Annotated in this window: 18 protein-coding genes; 17 read left to right on the top strand and 1 reads right to left on the bottom strand. The window is 45.4% G+C overall.

Features of this window, described 5'->3' with window-relative positions; genetic code table 11:
• Genes atpH through EYQ95_RS07870 form a run of 5 tightly spaced genes read left to right on the top strand, consistent with a single transcriptional unit; the run spans position 1 to position 4,886 of the window.
• The gene (gene atpH, locus EYQ95_RS07890) at positions 1 to 534 is read left to right on the top strand and encodes a F0F1 ATP synthase subunit delta (protein ID WP_111915582.1); all 534 of its coding nucleotides are present in this window, start codon (positions 1 to 3) and stop codon (positions 532 to 534) included.
• Positions 535 to 548: 14 nt separating this feature from the next.
• On the top strand, positions 549 to 2,090 hold the full coding sequence (atpA, locus tag EYQ95_RS07885) for a F0F1 ATP synthase subunit alpha (RefSeq protein WP_111915583.1): 1,542 nt from the start codon (positions 549 to 551) through the stop codon (positions 2,088 to 2,090).
• Between the two features lie 57 nt (positions 2,091 to 2,147).
• Positions 2,148 to 3,008 (top strand): F0F1 ATP synthase subunit gamma, encoded by an 861-nt coding sequence (gene atpG, locus EYQ95_RS07880; RefSeq protein WP_111915584.1) that lies wholly within the window; start codon positions 2,148 to 2,150, stop codon positions 3,006 to 3,008.
• A 45-nt stretch (positions 3,009 to 3,053) separates the two neighbouring features.
• Entirely contained in the window at positions 3,054 to 4,439 is a 1,386-nt protein-coding gene (atpD, locus tag EYQ95_RS07875; RefSeq protein ID WP_111915585.1) for a F0F1 ATP synthase subunit beta, read from the top strand.
• A gap of 18 nt (positions 4,440 to 4,457) precedes the next feature.
• Positions 4,458 to 4,886: a F0F1 ATP synthase subunit epsilon gene (locus tag EYQ95_RS07870; RefSeq protein WP_111915586.1), complete on the top strand. Its 429-nt coding sequence runs from the start codon at positions 4,458 to 4,460 to the stop codon at positions 4,884 to 4,886.
• A 78-nt stretch (positions 4,887 to 4,964) separates the two neighbouring features.
• Here the strand turns inward: EYQ95_RS07870 and EYQ95_RS07865 are convergent, their stop codons facing one another.
• Entirely contained in the window at positions 4,965 to 5,513 is a 549-nt protein-coding gene (locus EYQ95_RS07865) for a hypothetical protein (protein ID WP_111915587.1), read from the bottom strand.
• Positions 5,514 to 5,715: 202 nt separating this feature from the next.
• On the opposite strand from EYQ95_RS07865, the gene glmU reads away from it, so the two are divergent.
• The 12 genes from glmU (at position 5,716) to EYQ95_RS07805 (ending at position 18,298) form a co-directional block, all read left to right on the top strand.
• Positions 5,716 to 7,095 (top strand): bifunctional UDP-N-acetylglucosamine diphosphorylase/glucosamine-1-phosphate N-acetyltransferase GlmU, encoded by a 1,380-nt coding sequence (gene glmU, locus EYQ95_RS07860; RefSeq protein ID WP_111915588.1) that lies wholly within the window; start codon positions 5,716 to 5,718, stop codon positions 7,093 to 7,095.
• A 1-nt stretch (position 7,096) separates the two neighbouring features.
• Positions 7,097 to 8,926 carry a glutamine--fructose-6-phosphate transaminase (isomerizing) gene (glmS, locus tag EYQ95_RS07855; RefSeq protein WP_111915589.1) on the top strand — a complete coding sequence of 610 codons (1,830 nt, stop codon included), beginning with the start codon at positions 7,097 to 7,099 and terminating at the stop codon, positions 8,924 to 8,926.
• Between the two features lie 276 nt (positions 8,927 to 9,202).
• Complete coding sequence (locus EYQ95_RS07850; protein WP_111915590.1) at positions 9,203 to 10,471, top strand: efflux RND transporter periplasmic adaptor subunit; 1,269 nt, start codon at positions 9,203 to 9,205, stop codon at positions 10,469 to 10,471.
• A 14-nt stretch (positions 10,472 to 10,485) separates the two neighbouring features.
• The gene (locus EYQ95_RS07845) at positions 10,486 to 11,184 is read left to right on the top strand and encodes an ABC transporter ATP-binding protein (RefSeq protein WP_111915591.1); all 699 of its coding nucleotides are present in this window, start codon (positions 10,486 to 10,488) and stop codon (positions 11,182 to 11,184) included.
• Between the two features lie 10 nt (positions 11,185 to 11,194).
• Positions 11,195 to 12,493, top strand: coding sequence for an ABC transporter permease (locus tag EYQ95_RS07840; RefSeq protein WP_111915592.1), 1,299 nt, complete (start codon positions 11,195 to 11,197; stop codon positions 12,491 to 12,493).
• 4 nt (positions 12,494 to 12,497) lie between these two features.
• A complete protein-coding gene (locus EYQ95_RS07835) occupies positions 12,498 to 13,700 on the top strand; it encodes an FtsX-like permease family protein (protein ID WP_111915593.1) in 1,203 nt (400 codons plus the stop codon).
• A 3-nt stretch (positions 13,701 to 13,703) separates the two neighbouring features.
• The gene (locus EYQ95_RS07830; RefSeq protein WP_111915594.1) at positions 13,704 to 15,029 is read left to right on the top strand and encodes a sigma-54 dependent transcriptional regulator; all 1,326 of its coding nucleotides are present in this window, start codon (positions 13,704 to 13,706) and stop codon (positions 15,027 to 15,029) included.
• Positions 14,953 to 16,353 (top strand): PAS domain-containing sensor histidine kinase, encoded by a 1,401-nt coding sequence (locus EYQ95_RS07825; RefSeq protein WP_207916281.1) that lies wholly within the window; start codon positions 14,953 to 14,955, stop codon positions 16,351 to 16,353. The genes EYQ95_RS07830 and EYQ95_RS07825 overlap by 77 nt, the downstream gene beginning before the upstream one ends.
• Positions 16,354 to 16,430: 77 nt before the next feature.
• Complete coding sequence (locus EYQ95_RS07820; protein WP_111915595.1) at positions 16,431 to 17,000, top strand: manganese efflux pump MntP family protein; 570 nt, start codon at positions 16,431 to 16,433, stop codon at positions 16,998 to 17,000.
• A 171-nt stretch (positions 17,001 to 17,171) separates the two neighbouring features.
• On the top strand, positions 17,172 to 17,351 hold the full coding sequence (locus EYQ95_RS26750) for a hypothetical protein (RefSeq protein ID WP_243699884.1): 180 nt from the start codon (positions 17,172 to 17,174) through the stop codon (positions 17,349 to 17,351).
• A complete protein-coding gene (locus EYQ95_RS07810; RefSeq protein WP_111915597.1) occupies positions 17,352 to 17,624 on the top strand; it encodes a type II toxin-antitoxin system RelE/ParE family toxin in 273 nt (90 codons plus the stop codon). It abuts the gene before it with no gap.
• Between the two features lie 143 nt (positions 17,625 to 17,767).
• On the top strand, positions 17,768 to 18,298 hold the full coding sequence (locus EYQ95_RS07805) for a DUF4377 domain-containing protein (RefSeq protein ID WP_111915598.1): 531 nt from the start codon (positions 17,768 to 17,770) through the stop codon (positions 18,296 to 18,298).
• The last annotated feature ends 58 nt before the right edge of the window (positions 18,299 to 18,356 follow it).

Below are 18,356 nucleotides of genomic sequence, written 5' to 3'. Positions count from 1 at the left end.
ATGTCCGAATACACAACGGTCGCTCGCCCCTATGCTAAAGCAGCTTTTGACTTTGCTGTTGAGCAGGGCGCGATTGAAAAATGGCATGAAATGTTGGCGTTCGCTTCTGAAGTGGAACAAAACAAAGAAATGCAGGTTTTTCTTAAAGGCGCTTTGAATCGCGAACACGCATTAGAAGTTTTTCTTGGTGTGTGTGGCGAACAGCTCGACGAGAAGGGCCAGAATCTTGTGAAGATGATGGCATCCAATGATCGTATTCATGCGTTACCTGAAGTTGCCCGTTTATTCGGCGAGCTTCGTGCAGATTACAACAAAGAAGTAACTGTAGATGTAACGTCTGCGGTGAAATTGACTAAAGCTCATGAAAAGAGCCTTATTCAAGCATTGGAAAAACGACTCGAACGTAAAGTTAAGCTCAATTGCAGTGTCGACCCAACCACAGTTGGTGGGTTGCTAATTAAAGCCGGTGACTTAGTCATCGACAGTACATTACGCAGCAAGCTTTCAAGGCTTGCCAATACACTGCAGTCATAATCGGGGACGAGAGCATGCAACTGAATTCAAATGAAATTGCAGAACTGATCAAAAAACGTATAGACCAGTTCGAAGTTGTTAGCGAAGCTCGCAACGAAGGTACTATCACTGCTGTAACAGACGGCATTATCCGTATTACTGGATTAGCTGACTGTATGCAGGGTGAAATGGTTGAGCTTCCTGGCAATCGCTATGCTATCGCATTGAACCTAGAGCGTGACTCTGTAGGTGCGGTAGTTATGGGTCCTTATGGGGACCTGCAAGAAGGTGTAAAAGTTAAATCTACGGGTCGTATTCTTGAAGTACCTGTAGGACGTGCATTGTTAGGCCGCGTGGTAAACACGCTTGGTATGCCTATCGACGGTAAAGGTGCAATCGACGCTGATGGCTATGAGCCAGTTGAAAAAATCGCACCGGGCGTTATCGAACGTCAATCAGTAGACGAGCCTGTACAAACAGGTTACAAAGCGATTGACTCGATGATTCCAATCGGCCGTGGCCAGCGTGAGCTGATCATCGGTGACCGTCAGACTGGTAAAACAGCAATGGCGGTTGACGCAATTATTAACCAGAAAGGCACTGGCATTAAGTGTGTGTACGTAGCAATCGGTCAGAAGGCATCGACTATCGCTAACGTGGTACGCAAACTTGAAGAGCACGGCGCACTAGAGCACACCATCGTTGTTGCTGCATCGGCTTCTGAGTCTGCTGCACTACAATACTTGGCTGCTTACTCTGGTTGTACTATGGGTGAGTTCTTCCGCGACCGCGGTGAAGACGCGCTAATCGTATACGATGATTTGTCTAAGCAAGCTGTTGCTTATCGTCAAATTTCATTGTTGCTACGCCGTCCACCAGGACGTGAAGCATTCCCAGGTGACGTTTTCTATCTTCACTCTCGCTTGCTAGAACGTGCTGCTCGTGTAAACGCTGACTACGTTGAGAAGTTCACTAAGGGTGAAGTGAAAGGTAAAACAGGTTCATTAACTGCATTGCCTATCATTGAAACGCAAGCAGGTGACGTTTCTGCATTCGTACCTACCAACGTAATTTCAATTACCGACGGTCAGATTTTCTTGGAAACTGACTTGTTCAACGCGGGTATTCGCCCAGCTGTGAACGCAGGTATCTCGGTATCTCGTGTTGGTGGTGCTGCACAAACTAAAATCATCAAGAAGTTGGGCGGCGGTATTCGTCTTGCACTAGCTCAGTATCGTGAATTGGCGGCATTCGCTCAGTTCGCTTCTGACCTAGACGAAGCAACACGTGAGCAGCTTGAACACGGTCAACGTGTAACTGAATTGATGAAGCAGAACCAATATGCGCCAATGAGTGTTGCAGAAATGGGTGTTTCTATCTATGCAGCAGAGAAAGGCTTCCTGAAAGGTGTTGATAACAGCAAAATTCAGGACTTTGAAGAAGCATTATTAAGCTACTTCAACAGCGAACACGCTGATCTCATGGCGAAAATCAATGAAACAGGCGATTACAACGACACCATCGAAGGTGAAATCAAAGCAGGTATTGAGAAGTTTAAGTCTACTCAAGCTTGGTAATGAGTTTGGCCGTAACTTTGTTGCGGCCTTTCAACGTTGTAACGCGGGAGATTAATTATGGCCGTTGGTAAAGAGATAAAAACTCAGATCGCGAGTATTAACAATACTCAAAAGATCACCAGCGCAATGGAAATGGTAGCTGCGTCGAAAATGAAAAAGGCGCAGGAACAGATGGACACGAGCCGTCCGTATGCTGATTCCATTCGGAAAGTGATCGGCCATATTGCTCAAGGTAACCTCGAGTACCGCCATGAATGGTTGGAAGAGCGCGAGGTTAAACGCGTAGGTTACATCATCGTTTCTACCGACCGCGGTTTATGTGGCGGTTTGAACAGTAACGAATTCAGAAAAGTAGTTCGTGATGTTCAACAGTGGGATGAAAAAGGCGTTGATGTCAGCTTCGCTGCCGTGGGCAGTAAAGCGTCAGGGTTCTTTAAACGGTTAACAGGTAGCATCGTTTCTCAAGCTTCAGGCTTAGGTGACAAACCTAAGGTTGAAGACGTAATTGGAACGGTTGGTGCCATGTTGAAAGAATACGAGAATGGCAAAATTGACCGCCTATTTCTCGTGTATAACCGTTTTGTGAATACAATGACGCAAGAGCCGGTGATTAACCAGTTATTGCCTTTGCCGAAATCAGAAGATGTCGATCGCAATCATGCGTGGGACTATCTGTATGAGCCGGATGCAAAATCTATTCTAGATGTGTTGTTGCGTCGGTTTATCGAAAGCCAAGTTTACCAAGGTGTAGTAGAGAACTTGGCAAGTGAGCAAGCAGCGCGAATGGTTGCAATGAAAGCCGCAACCGATAACGCAGGGGAGCTTATTGACGACTTGCAGTTGGTATACAACAAAGCTCGTCAGGCTGCCATTACCCAAGAAATTTCAGAAATTGTTTCGGGTGCTGGTGCGGTTTAATACCGGGCAAAGGTCAGAAAGATTTTGCAATTTAGAGGATAAGTCATGAGTCAAGGTAAGGTCGTCCAAATCATTGGCGCTGTTGTGGACATCGAGTTTCCACAAGACAGCGTTCCAAAGATCTACGACGCACTACGCATCACTGAAGGTGACCTCAAGGGACTAACCCTTGAAGTTCAGCAACAGTTAGGTGGTGGTGTTGTTCGTGCTATCGCGCTTGGTACTACAGACGGTTTGCGTCGTGAGTTAAGCGTAGAAAATACAGGCGAGCCAATCATGGTGCCAGTCGGGACAAAAACTCTCGGCCGTATCATGAACGTATTGGGTGAGCCAATTGACGAAGCAGGTGAAATCGGTGAAGAAGAGCGTATGTCTATTCACCGTGAAGCGCCTTCGTATGAAGAACAGTCAAACGCAGTTGAGCTACTTGAAACGGGTATCAAAGTTATCGACTTGATTTGCCCATTCACTAAGGGTGGTAAAGTTGGTTTGTTCGGTGGTGCCGGTGTAGGTAAAACCGTAAACATGATGGAACTTATCCGTAACATCGCAATCGAGCACAGCGGTTACTCTGTATTCGCAGGTGTTGGTGAGCGTACGCGTGAGGGTAACGACTTCTATCACGAAATGAACGACTCTAACGTACTTGATAAAGTAGCGTTGGTTTACGGTCAGATGAACGAGCCACCGGGTAACCGTTTGCGCGTTGCACTTACTGGTCTAACTATTGCGGAGAAATTCCGTGACGAAGGTCGCGACGTTCTATTCTTCGTAGATAACATCTACCGTTATACGCTAGCCGGTACTGAGGTATCAGCACTTCTAGGCCGTATGCCATCAGCGGTAGGTTATCAGCCTACACTTGCTGAAGAGATGGGTGTACTTCAGGAGCGTATCGCGTCTACTAAGACAGGTTCAATCACGTCTATCCAAGCGGTATATGTACCTGCGGATGACTTGACCGATCCATCACCAGCAACAACCTTTGCTCACTTAGACGCAACCGTTGTATTGTCTCGTGATATCGCGTCTTTGGGTATTTACCCAGCGGTTGATCCACTTGATTCAACTTCACGTCAGCTTGACCCGCAAGTTATCGGTTCAGAGCACTACGACGTAGCGCGTGGCGTACAGTCTGTACTTCAGCGTTATAAAGAGTTGAAAGACATTATCGCAATCTTGGGTATGGACGAGCTTTCTGAAGAAGATAAGCGCACTGTAGACCGTGCTCGTAAGATTCAGCGTTTCTTGTCTCAGCCGTTCTTCGTAGCGGAAGTATTCACCGGTGCGCCAGGTAAATATGTATCTTTGAAAGACACTATTGCTGGCTTTAAAGGCATCCTAGACGGCGAATACGACCACATGCCTGAACAGGCGTTTTACATGGTTGGCACCATCGACGAAGCGATCGAAAAAGCCAACAAAATGTAATCGAACGGGAGGTTTGTAATGGCGGTATCAACAGTACGTCTGGATGTAGTAAGTGCGGAAGATCGGTTATTTACCGGTGACGTACAGTCTATCCAGGTGACAGGTAGCGAAGGTGAGCTAGGTATTTTGCCTGGTCACATTCCTTTGCTGACCGCCTTGAAACCTGGCATGGTTCGCATTGTGACTGAAGCAGGTGAAGAAGAGTTCTTTTATGTCGCCGGTGGCGTTATGGAAGTTCAACCAGATTCAGTTACAGTGTTGTCGGACACCGCAGTACGTGGTGATGACCTCGACGAGCAAGCTGCAGAGAAAGCAATGCAGCAAGCACGCGAAGCGTTAGCAGATTCCTCACCGGATATGTCTTACGCAGAAGCGGCTGCCGAACTAGCCCGCGCGATTGCACAGTTGCGAGTACTTCAGCAACTGAAGAAACGCAAAGGCAACTAAACAGGTTCGCAAAGGCGATGAAAAGAAAAAACCCGGCTCATAAGGCCGGGTTTTTTGTATTCGTTTCAAAATTTTAGGTTAGAAACGTAATCCAATAGAGAACATGGCACTAGCAACAGAGTCTATATTTGGTATGTCGTCGTAAGATGACTCTGAACGAATGTTTATAAATAAATCGAAAGAAACTTTTTCTGTGTTGTAGCCGACTCCGCCAGCTAGTTGTGGGCCTGAAAAGTCGAGTGAACCACCAGAGAACTCCCAACTATCGTTAAAGAACCCTGCACCTGCGTACCACTTAAAGCCTAAGCCTGTTAAGTTTTGGCCAATTAACGCGTTCATTTCGAAATCGTTTGATTCCAGCGCGCTTAAGTTCTCGTTTTCAAGAAAAGTTGCGACAGCGTGGCCGGCAAAATCAAACCTTTCTGACTCTGCAAATACGCCCATTCCGCTTACAGCGAAACCTACGAATGACTCGTCTGTGTTGCTGTTTGAAAATGTACGTGCATAAGAACCTACACTCACGGTGAATTTCTTCGCTTCGGCGACCTCGTTGCTTGAGGTTTTCGCGAATGAGGGTAATGACGACAATGCCAAAAGCGCGGTACCTAACAAAACTAATTTTTTCATTGTTTTCCTTAATTGAGTGATTCCGTATTGTTGAACCTGCTTGAAAAAAGCGAGATATCCTATAAATCCGCCACCAAAAAGTAAACAAAAAGTTAAAAAGTCAGTTAAGGCTCATTTGAGAAGGCGCCAAACCCTGATAGAATAAGCGGTTCAGTCGAGTTTAAAAACAAATTGCCATTAGGCTCGCTCACAAGGAAATAAAATGTCGGCGAATGCACTAAATGTAGTTATTCTTGCTGCCGGTAAAGGCACCAGAATGCGTTCAAATTTACCTAAGGTTTTGCATCCTGTAGCGCAAAAGCCAATGGTAGCCCATGTTATTGATAGCGCGAAAAAGCTAGGTGCTGAAAATATTCAGCTTATTTATGGTCATGGCGGCGAGCTTCTTCAGCAGCGTTTAAGCCACTATGCGGTGAATTGGGTAGAGCAAAAAGATCAGTTAGGTACGGGCCATGCAGTACAGCAAGCCATACCGCATATTGCAGACGACGAAAACGTACTCGTTCTTTATGGCGATGTGCCACTTACCCGCGTTGAAACACTGGAAGCACTATTGGCAGCAAAAGGAAAAAATGAGCTTGCGCTGCTTACCGTGAACCTTCAGGACCCAACGGGTTACGGAAGAATTTTGCGTAATAGCGAGGGTAAAGTCACTGGTATTGTTGAACACAAAGACGCGACACCAGAACAGCACCGTATTCAGGAAGTGAACACAGGTATTTTGGCGGCGAATGGCAAGTCATTAAAGAAATGGTTGAGTGCGTTAGACAATAACAATGTTCAAGGCGAATACTACCTTACAGATATCGTGGCTATGGCGGCTAATGAAGGTGTTGAAATAGCCAGCGCACAACCGCAGGCAACTGCTGAAGTAGAAGGTGCGAATAACCGCGTACAACTTGCGGCGTTAGAGCGCGCGTACCAAGCTCGCTTGGCAGAACAGTTGATGCTAGACGGCGCAACACTTATCGACCCTGCGCGCGTGGATGTTCGCGGTGAAGTTTCTATTGCCAATGATGTTGTGGTTGACGTTAATGTGGTTTTTGAAGGTAAGGTTGAACTTGGCGAAGGCGTAGTGATTGAGCCTAACTGTATTTTACGTGATTGTAAAATTGGAGACGGCGCGCGCATAAAAGCCAATAGCATTGTTGAAGGTGCAGAATTACAAGAAGGTGCGCAAGCAGGACCTTTTGCTCGCTTAAGACCTGGTGCGAAACTAGAGAAAAATGCTGCGGTGGGCAACTTTGTAGAAATGAAGAAGTCTACTCTAGGTGAAGGCGCGAAAGCCGGTCACTTAACTTACCTTGGCGACGCTATTGTCGGTGCAGGAGCAAATATTGGTGCAGGTACCATTACTTGTAACTATGACGGTGTAAATAAACACGCAACGGTTATCGGTGAAAAGGCTTTTATTGGTTCTAATAGTTCATTGGTTGCGCCGGTGAATATTGGCCATGGCTCTACAACAGGCGCTGGCTCAGTGGTTACCGCTGACGTGCCCGACAACACTTTAGCCGTAGGCAGAGCAAAACAAAGAAATATAACGGGCTGGAAAAGGCCTGAGAAGAAGAGCGGAGAATAATATGTGCGGAATTGTAGGTGCAACGGCAGAGCGTAGAGTTGCAGGAATTTTATTAGAGGGATTACGCCGCTTAGAGTACCGAGGGTACGATTCTGCAGGTATCGCAGTATTAAATGATGACGGTTTACATCAGCTTCGCCGTGTCGGCAAAGTAAAAGCGTTAAGCGACGCGCAAGAAGAAAGTGGTTTAAATGGGTTCGCGGGTATAGCGCATACGCGCTGGGCTACCCATGGCGGCGTAACTGAAGCCAACGCCCACCCTCACCTTTCAAATGACACCATTGCAGTTGTTCACAACGGTATTATTGAAAACCACGAGAGTTTGCGCAAAGAGCTTCAAGCGAAGGGCTATACCTTTAATTCTGATACCGATACCGAAGTTATTTGCCACTTAGTTCATGAAGAACTTAAAACTGCAGAAGACTTATTGGCGGCAGTGAAATCTGCTGTGAAAAAGCTAGAAGGTGCATACGGCACGGTAATTATGGACCAGCGTGAACCAGGTCGCTTAGTAGTTGCTCGCTCGGGTAGCCCGTTAGTTATTGGTTTAGGTATCGACGAAAACTTCGTTGCTTCAGACCAGCTTGCTCTACTTCCGGTAACACGTAAGTTTATTTACCTAGAAGAAGGCGACGTAGCTTCTGTTTCACGCACAGAAGTAAGCATATTCGACGAAAGCGGCGCTCCAGTAGAACGCGACGTAATTACGTCTGATCTTCAGTACGACGCGGGCGGAAAAGGCGAATATCGCCACTACATGCTGAAAGAAATTCACGAACAACCGATTGCAGTGCGCAACACTTTGGAAGGTCGTGTGAATGGTGATCACGTAACCTTAGACGCTTTCGGCGAGGACGCAGAAGACATATTTAAAGACATTCGCCATGTACAAATTGTTGCTTGTGGTACGAGCTACCACGCAGGAATGGTGGCGCGATATTGGTTAGAAGAGTTCGCTGGTGTTTCTTGTAATGTGGAAATTGCTTCAGAGTTTCGCTATCGCAAGTCGCACGTGTTCCCAGGCAGCTTGCTCGTCACTATTTCTCAGTCAGGCGAAACCGCAGACACCCTTGCGGCTCTGCGTTTGGCGAAAACATTAGGCTATCGTTCAACCCTTACGGTTTGTAACGTAGGAAGCTCTTCAATGGTACGCGAATCTGACTTGGCGTTCCTAACCAAAGCAGGTGCGGAAATTGGTGTAGCTTCAACGAAGGCGTTCACTACGCAATTGGTTGGATTGCTCATGTTAGTTGGCGCGCTAGGCCGTGCAAACGGTGTATCTTCAGAAACAGAAGCGCGCATAGCACATGCCCTTTCTTCGTTGCCAAGCAAGCTTGAAGAAGCACTGGGTATCACCGAAGAAATCGAAGTGCTGGCGAAAGAGTTCGCAGATAAAGAACACAGCTTGTTTTTAGGCCGTGGCGACCAGTACCCTATTGCAATGGAAGGTGCGTTAAAGCTGAAAGAAATCAGTTACATTCACGCCGAAGCTTACGCTGCGGGTGAATTGAAACATGGTCCGTTAGCGCTTATCGATGCGGAAATGCCCGTTATTGTTGTTGCTCCAAACAACGAATTACTGGAAAAGCTGAAGTCTAACGTAGAAGAAGTACGTGCACGTGGCGGTATTATGTATGTGTTCGCAGACCGCGACGCACACTTCGAAAGCGACAGCACCATGCGCGTGATTAATATCGCTCATGTCGATCCAATCATCGCACCGATACTCTATACCCTACCGTTACAGCTTCTTAGCTACTACGTCGCCATCATCAAAGGCACCGACGTAGACCAACCAAGAAACTTGGCCAAGTCGGTAACTGTGGAATAACAAAATGGGGTCAGGGGTATTTTACCCCTGACCCCATTTAGCCTTTACCACAAACTTACCCCGCTCAAAAACAGTAGCGTTCGCTACATGAATCTCTCCCATATAATCGAACTACTGTATCTACTTGTGTCCGCACATTGCAAACGGACACATTGACTGTCCGCGGACACACCGACCTATAAATTAATCAATTTAAATCAACACCTTAAATGTTGGCATCAATTCTGCAGTTGGAGGTAAACGAATAAATAAATTGCATCATTAGGACAAACTTAGATGATTCAAGGTACCGACCAACAAGATCATATTATTCAGCGTAAGCCTAAAAGCGCGCTGCGCCGTTACATGCCAAGCGCTGTGGGTATAGTTGCAGCAATAATGTTTGTGATTTTAATTTTTCAGTCATTCGGTAAAGGGGCTAATTTAGTTCTCGACCGGGACCAATTGCAATTCGCTACAGTTCAACGCGGCGATTTGATTCGAGACATTTCCGTGCAAGGCCGTATTGTTGCTGCGAACGCCCCTACTTTGTATAGCCAAGAGAACGGTCAGGTTCATTTGTTAAAACAGCCCGGTGAGGCTGTTTCAGAGGGTGATTTGCTGGCGACGATTACGAGCCCAGCGTTACAGAACGACTTACAGCAACAAGAAGCAGTGCTTGCTGGAATGCGAAGTGACGCTGAACGTGCTGAATTAGAAGCTCGCAATCAGCAGTTAGATATGGAGCAGGTTATGAATACTGCGCAGGTTAATTTAATGGCTGCGCAACGAGAGCTGCAACGCGCGCGACAATCTATTGAGCTGGGTGTTATTCGCCAACTGGATGTTGATATCGCCGAAGATAACTTGATGACGTCTGAGCTTGCATTTGATCACGCTAAACGCAAAGTTGAGTTGGCTGAAGACATGCTTAACTTTGAGCAGAATTCGCGAGCGCAAACAATTCACCGCCAGCAACTCATAGTGGACGAACTACGCCGCAAGGTAGAAGAGCTTAATGTTACCGCTCCGGTTAATGGTCAATTGGGAACCTGGCTAGTTGAGCAGCAAAGCCATGTTATACCGGGGCAACCCCTGCTTACGGTTATTGATTTAAGCGAGTATGAGGCTGAATTGTTGATTCAGGAAAGTCATGCGCAAGACCTCATGCCTTCACAACAAGTGGAAATTCAGTTGGGTAATCAGCAACTAAGAGGCTCGATTAGTTACATAGCCCCTGAAGTGCGCAATAACCAAGTGAGTGCTCGAGTGCGATTCACTGAAGTAGACAATAGCCAGTTGCGTCAAAACCAACGCCTTACCGCAAGGGTGATTCTGGAGCATAAAACCGATGTGCTGAAAATAGCGCGTGGTGACTTTGTGAGCACGGGCGGTGGTCGGCAGGCATATCAAGTTATAGACAACCAAGCTGTTCGCAAGCAAGTACAGCTTGGCGCTCTCTCTGTGCAATGGGTCGAAATATTAGACGGCGCAGAAGAAGGAGAACAGTGGGTTATATCAAACCTTACCGAATTCAATAATCAAAACAGAGTTAATCTGAATTAAACAGGAATTGAATCATGATAACGCTAACTAATTTAAGCAAAATTTTTCGTACAGAATTGATTGAAACCCATGCTTTGAGAAACGTTAATTTACAAGTGAATGAAGGGGAGTTTGTCGCATTAACCGGACCGTCAGGTTCGGGTAAGTCAACGCTACTTAATATTCTTGGTACTTTAGAAGGCTTTGACGAAGGTGATTACCTTCTCGACGGGAAGTCGGTTAATGGTTTGCCAGACAGCGAATTGTCTAAATTACGTAACCAGAAAATTGGTTTTATTTTCCAGAGTTTTAATTTAATCAAAGACTTCAGTATATACGACAATATAGAACTGCCTTTGCGCTACCGAGGATTGAAAGCTAAAGAGCGCAAAGACCGTATAGAAAGTGCATTAGAACTAGTAGGCTTGCAAGCTCGACGCAATTATTTACCGAGTCAGCTTTCAGGTGGGCAACAGCAACGTGTGGCTATAGCACGTGCAATTGCCGGACAACCTCGTATTCTGCTCGCCGATGAACCGACAGGTAACCTCGACTCTTTAATGGCTCGCCAAGTTATGGAGTTGCTAGAGCAAATAAATAAGCAAGGTTGTACCATTTTAATGGTGACTCACGACCCCGACCAAGCACGCCGCGCTAGTCGCAATATTCAAATTGTTGACGGACAACTTCATGACAGCACCTTGTATGAACCGTTAGCGTCGCAAAGCGCTTAAGGGGCAAGTCATGGAACAGTTCATTTACTATTTAAAAGTAAGCTTAAAAAGCATTAAGCGTGCACCACTACCCTACGCTTTAACTATACTTATTCTAAGTGTGGGCCTGGGTGTGTTTTTCGCGAACGCAACGTTTTACTACCGACTGAATTCAGACCCGTTACCAGACAAAAGTGACAAATTGTTTTTTCCTATGACGTTAATCACGCCATACGAATGTAATAACTGCTTACCGCCTAGAGTTCTTAGCTATAGCAATGTGCAAAAGCTATCGAATAGCGGCATTCCCTCAGCTCAAGCCGCTATGTATAGCTCTGCTGGATATGCTCGCTTAACTTTAGAGAACTTGCCTACACCGGTATCTTTGCGAGTAACACAACGTGACTTTTTTGAGATGTTCGAAGTGCCAATATTGCACGGTACGGTATGGTCAGATGGCAGTGCTGAAAACCAAGTTTTAGTAACCAAAGCTACGGCGTTGAGTTTGTTTGGGCGTACCGATGTAGTGGGCGAATCAATTTTACTGGATGACATAACCTTCAGTGTTATCGGCGTACTTAACGACTGGCAAATGCTACCGCGCTTATATGACGCGAATGGCCGTAACCACCTTAGTGAAGGCGCAGACATCTATTTGCCACTGGAAACCGGTTACGATCTGAACTACCTGTCGAATACCAATTCAGTATCTTATGACGATACCGACTATAGGCAATTGGCTACGGAAGGGCGTGCTGGCGCGCTGCACCAACTGCAATTTTGGGTGCAGTTGGATACGCCAGCAGATCAACAGCGTTATCAGCAGTTTATGTTAAGACTGGCAGAAGATGAGAAATCTGCTGGAAGACATCCTGCACCTATCAATAATCAGTTAGTTCCTATCACCGAAATCGTGGATTATTTCGGTGATGCTTCTGGTGATATTGAAGCGTTTGCGTTAGTTACCTTGCTCTTTTTAGTGGTGTGTTTGCTGAACGCTATTCACCTTGCACTAAACCGCTACTTAAGTAATCAATACGAATTTAGCTTACGTCGGGCACTGGGGGCTAGCCGCAGTCAACTGCAACTTCAAATGCTTGCAGATGTGTTACTCATGACTATTTTCTCGCTAGCTGGAGCTTTGTTGATCGCCTATGCCGGGGTAGTTCTTATGAACGCATTGCTTCCACAGAATAGTCTATTTTCTAGCTGGGACATTGCATTGATTATTGCGCTTGTAATGGCAGCGCTTATTTGCAGTTATATCGTTACTTTGTATCCATCTTTGCGCGCTTCTTTTGGCTCATTGAACCAGCAATTAAAGGAATAAATCCATGTCGTTATCACTTTTACTTAAGGTTATTCTTCATCGGAAAATTGTTACTACTCTATTGCTGGTGCAATTAGCGATAACATTGGCTTTGCTTTTAAACAGCATTTTACTTGCTAATCAAACACACCAGCAGCTTAACCAACCTACAGGTCTCGAGTTGGAAAATACACTTCTGGTTCAATTGAAACCCACGACACCACAGCTTCGACAGCACCCAGCGCTTGAAGATTTAATGCAACGGCAAATTGATGCCCTGCAGAATATTCCTAATGTTGTTGCCGCTTCATATAGTAACCAAGCACTGCTTACCCAAGGGGGAAGTAACGGAAATCTTTACGACGTAGAACGTGAAGACACGTCTAATATTGAAAGCGTTCCTATCTACACCACTTCACCTGAGTTTTTTGATGTACTCAATGTGGAGGTATTGCAGGGAGAATTACCTAGTTACTCAGACGCTCCAGACGAAAATGGCCACGTAGGCATAGTGTTGACTGAGAGTTTGGCAAAAGCACTTTTTCCTGAGCAAACGTCTTTTGTTGGCCTTCAGCTTAACCGTGGCCCTGTTCGTGCGGTGGTAAGCGACTTTTATGGCCAACGCAAACGCTCGCCGGGAAATGAAACATTAAATAGCATTCAAGTTATTCCACCAGAATCGGTCGACTGGGGTTACACCTTAATACTGAGAACAACGCAGGGGCAGGCTAATAGTGTTCGTGAACAGTTAACTGGTACTTTGCAGCAAGTAGAACCGAATATTGAAGTCTATTACATTCGCACTTTAGCGGAGCAGCAACGCGAGTTATACAGCAATGAATATGGCTTAGCTTCACTGTTAGCGATTCTGACGGCGTTGATGTTATTGGTCACCATGATTTCAAGTTACAGCAGCACTCACTTCCATGTATTAAAGCGGAATCAAGAAATCGGTGTGAAACGTGCACTGGGTGCCAGCAAAGGTTTAATATTCCTAGAGTTACTAAGTGAAGGCTGGATATGTACTTTAGCTGGGGCAATTCTTGGTGTGGGTTGCGCGCTGATACTCAATCAATCGTTGTCACAAGTGATTAGCTTGCCCTCTCTTAATTGGTGGCTACCTCTCGTAACCAGTGCAATTTTGTTGCTTTCTGTGACACTGGCCACATGGTATCCTGCGGCTATCGCTATTCGAGTGTCTCCGGCCACTGCCACTAAAGCTTTATAGAGCATGTTTAATCTATTAGTAATTGATGATAACCCAGCTATTTGCCAAGCCCTGCAAACTCTATTTTCATTGCAGGGCTATGATGTACACAGTGCAGATACACCGGAAATGGCATGGCAGATACTGGGGAGTCAGCCAATTGATTTGATTCTTCAAGACATGAACTTTTCCTCGGGTGAAATGGACGGCGACCAGGGCCGAGCTTTGTTCTATCAATTGCATGAGCAATATCCAACGGTTCCCATTATATTGATGACCGCCTGGGCTCAGTTAGATATGGTTGTAGAATTGGTGAAAGCAGGCGCAACCGATTATGTTGCAAAGCCTTGGAGCGATCAGCGCTTACTACTCACCGTTGCCAATGCACTTAAATTCAAACAGTTAAGTGAACAGCAAGCTCGCAGGGACGCAGAGCAAAAAGCTGCATTCAAAGGTAAAGATTTGTGTGGATTGGTATTTGCCAGTCGCCAGATGCAGCAACTTATGGAAATGACACTGCAATTGGCGCCTGCCAATGCTGCCGTACTTATCACAGGGCCAAATGGCGCGGGTAAAGAAGGTATTGCTAACGTGCTGCATGCGAACTCATCGCGCCGTAACAAACCTTTCATTAAAGTAAATATGGGGGCTCTACCCGCCGATCTCATGGAAGCTGAATTATTTGGCGCTGAAGCGGGCGCATACAGCGGCGCAAATAAAACTCGTGTTGGTCGATTTGAAGCAGCAGATGGTGGAACTTTATTTCTCGACGAAATAGGTAATTTACCCCTTTCGGGGCAGGCGAAGTTGTTACGTGTACTTCAAACTGGTGAGTATGAGCGATTGGGTTCAAGCAATACACGTCGTGTCGATGTGCGGTTAATCAGTGCAACCAATTCAGATTTAGCAGACGCAATTGCACAAGGTCAATTTCGACAAGATTTGTATTACCGAGTGAATGTCGTTCAGTTGGCTTTACCTGCTTTAGTTGAAAGAACAGATGACATACTCCCGCTGGCACGGCTGTTTCTTAAGGGGGAAAAATCCTTAACAAAAGAAGCTGAGAAACTGCTACTCAGTTATTCTTGGCCGGGAAATGTGCGTGAACTACAAAATGTTTGTCAGCGCTCCCTTATACTGAGTAAAGGTCGTGAAATTGCAGCCGCTGAATTGGGTTTACCTGATATTCCGGTAACAGGTAAAAGGGCATTAGACGACATCGACTGTCAAACCATTGAACAAGCATTGTCGCAGGCAGGTGGAGTAATTTCACGTGCCGCTCAACATCTTGGTATTAGCCGTCAGGCGCTTTATCGACGCATGGAGTTTTACGGCATTGAGACGCCTTAGTTTGACTTCACTCCGATTTAAACTGAGTACAAAGTATCGGCTTTACTTGCTTTGTGCGTTGCTAACATTTGTAGCTATTGGCATTCAATATATCTACTTCGACTTTAAAGGAGTCGAAGTTCCCGCTGTATTTATTATCGCGACCTGCAGTGCCGGCGTATTTTTAGGGGGTTTACTCCGCTGGGCCATACGTCCGTTGTTGAAGGAAATACAAGCACTTAATTTACATGCACAAAATCTACAAGACGGTAGTTTTAATACGAGTGCAAACCAGCTGAAGATACGTGAATTAGATAATTTAGCTGAGAGCTTACAAAGCATGTCTAAGCAGCTTCGCCAAGAGCGTGCGGCTTTAAACCAGCGAGAGCTGTTGCTTGATACCATATTACAAAGTAGCCCGCTGGCCTTAGTGTTAACCGATTCCCGCGATACGATAATTATGAGCAACCCCTCAGCTCGTCAGCTTTTCACTGGGGGACGTGCAATTGACGGCAGTAAACTTGCTGATGTCAGCTCAACCATAACACCGCTAGAAAACGCAATATGCAAAAAACAGCAAGGTTTATTGCGCTTACCAGACCAAAGTGTTTGGCACCTGTCCATTAATCAATTCAAGTTGAACCATAACCAGCACTGGCTTTACTTACTTAAACCTTTAACTCGAGAGATCCAACGTGAAGAGCTAACCGCTTGGAAAAAATTATTGAGAGTGATAGGCCATGAGTTAAATAATTCGTTAGCGCCGTTATCGTCTCTAGGCTTTTCTGGTCGTGAAAGAGCTAAGCAATTAGATCAATTCGAGCTTGCCAACGTATTTGAAACTATTAGTGAGCGGGCGTCCGAGATCAATGAGTTTGTTCAAGCTTATATTCAGTTTGCCAAACTACCTCCGCCAAAAATGAGCACTATGAATTGGCCGAGATTAATTAATCAGCTCCAAAACTTATATGAATTTGAATTGCTTGGAGACTTACCACAACGGGAATGGCAAGCGGATCCTAATCAACTTCACCAGCTACTATTGAATTTGTTGAAAAATGGACACGAGAGTGGGTCTGCGAAAGAGGAAATCACCCTTCAAATTCTCGAAAATCATCATTACTTGGAAATCGTTTTGCAAGACCGAGGTGGTGGAATGAGTAGCCAGCAACTCCAACATGCGCTCATACCTTTTTACACCACGAAGACTAAAGGCTCAGGTATTGGCTTAACGCTTTGTCGTGACATTATCGAAGGACACGGTGGAACTATTAATATACGCAATAAGTCGGGTGGTCTTGAAGTGAGGCTAATATTGCCGATGCAGTCAGGTAACCAGCAATAGAAGACACTCTGTCTCGTGTTGTTTTCAATGATATAATCCCCACCCCAAACGCATAACCCTTTGTACATGGAGTGTTCATGAGCTTTATTGCCCTAATTCTTATTGCATTTGCAATGTCGACAGACGCGTTTGCAGCGGCAATTGGAAAAGGAACCAAATTGCATAAGCCTACGCTAGTTTTGGCGTTAAAAACCGGGTTGGTGTTTGGTGTAATTGAAGGTTTAACACCTGTTATTGGTTGGTTTATAGGTCATGCTGCAGCCTCTTATGTTGAAGCATTCGACCATTGGATAGCATTTGCTTTGCTTGCCGGTTTGGGTGTGCACATTATTTATGAGGGTTTGCAGCCGGTAGATGACAGTGAGCAGTCCCCTGTTAAACGCCAAAGTTTAGGACTTGTTGTGTTAACGGCTGTAGGCACGAGTATTGATGCTATGGCTGTCGGTGTTGGCCTCGCTTTTGTTGAAGTTAATATTGCTCTCGCGGCTACGTTAATTGGGTTTGCGACATTCCTAATGGTTACGCTGGGTGTGATGCTTGGTAGCGTGTTGGGCTCTGTGTTTGGCAAACGCGCAGAAGTATTTGGTGGTTTCGTGCTTATCGGTGTCGGTACGTCTATCTTGGTGAGTCACATATATGCCGTCTAGCAATTAGAAAAATGGGATTGATGTGCTACATTGTAGTTACGATGTAACACATAGGGTTTGATGATGACGGATGCTACTTTTACCTTTCGCGTAGACGATGATCTTAAGAGCAAATTCACTCATGCAGCGAAGTCCAGAGATCGTAGTGGTGCTCAACTACTTCGTGACTTTATGCGTGAATTTGTGAACCAACATCAAGTAACCGTTGATAACGAAGAAAGTTTTCGTCGTCAGGTTGAAATAGGCATGGATTCGGCAAAAGCAGGCGAGCTTGTTCCCTTTAAAGAGGTTGAGGCTCTATTTGCTGCGCGGCGCGCTGCTTCCTATGCTGCTGAGGATTCATCAGAATAAATGGATTTGTTTTGGACTTATGCTGCGATAGGAGATCGCGAAAATATTTATAATTATATTGAATCTAGAAACCCCACCGCTGCTATCAATTTGGACGATTTGTTTTCGGAATCTTGTGTAAAGCTCATTGAGAACCCTCATATTGGTCGTGAAGGGCGTGTTAAGGCAACTAGAGAATTAGTGGTTCATAGAAACTACATGCTGGTTTATCAGTTGGTAAGCGACCAAATTCATATATTAAGAATTCTTCACTCCAAGAAAGAGTGGCCATAAGCTAGCTTGTACTGCTCTTTTATCCACGACAATCTTTTACAAAAAACAGCCATTTTTCCTGCTTTTTCAGCTTTAAATTCCGTCTAAGGTTATGCCAAGCAAATGAGTGTATTTGCTTTCACCTAAACATTAAGGAACGTGTGATGAAAAAGCTCCTTCTCGTAATATCTGCGGTTATGTTGCTTTCCGCCTGTGACGACAGCTCTAATTCTTGGGTAGAAAACTTATCTATTTTTCCCTACAAAGCGCCTTGTACAGGCGTAAGTCAGCAGCTGTGCTACGTAACTGGGCAGTCGGACACCGAAAGCGACTTGTTCTACAACAATATCGTAGGCTTTCAGTATGCTTGGGGTACCGCTTATCAGTTGTCTGTTCGGGTGACACGAATCTCGAACCCACCCGCAGACGGTTCAAGTTTTAGGTATGAGCTTATAGAGATACTTAACGAAACCGAGGCTACGGAAGGTTCTCGTTTTGGCTATGAGTCAGTAGATCTATTAGAAAACACCATCACGTTTGAAAACGATACTTATCTGTTTTTGGGACAACCTTTTGAGTGCTTAGCAGAGTCTGATTGTGAAGGCCTATTGGCTATGAACAATAGTGGTGGAGTGGTGAGTATTACTTTTGAATACATCGGAAACGGTGAAATTGCGTTAGTGAGTTGGAGTTAGTTCGCCATGGTGGTAAAACCCGCTTGGGTTTAGTAGCCTTGCTGCCTTCAATACCCTA

The sequence above is a fragment of the Lysobacter sp. N42 genome, from assembly GCF_004344885.1.
Note: the sequence above shows the minus strand (reverse complement) of the source record. Positions and strands in the feature narration are given on the sequence as shown.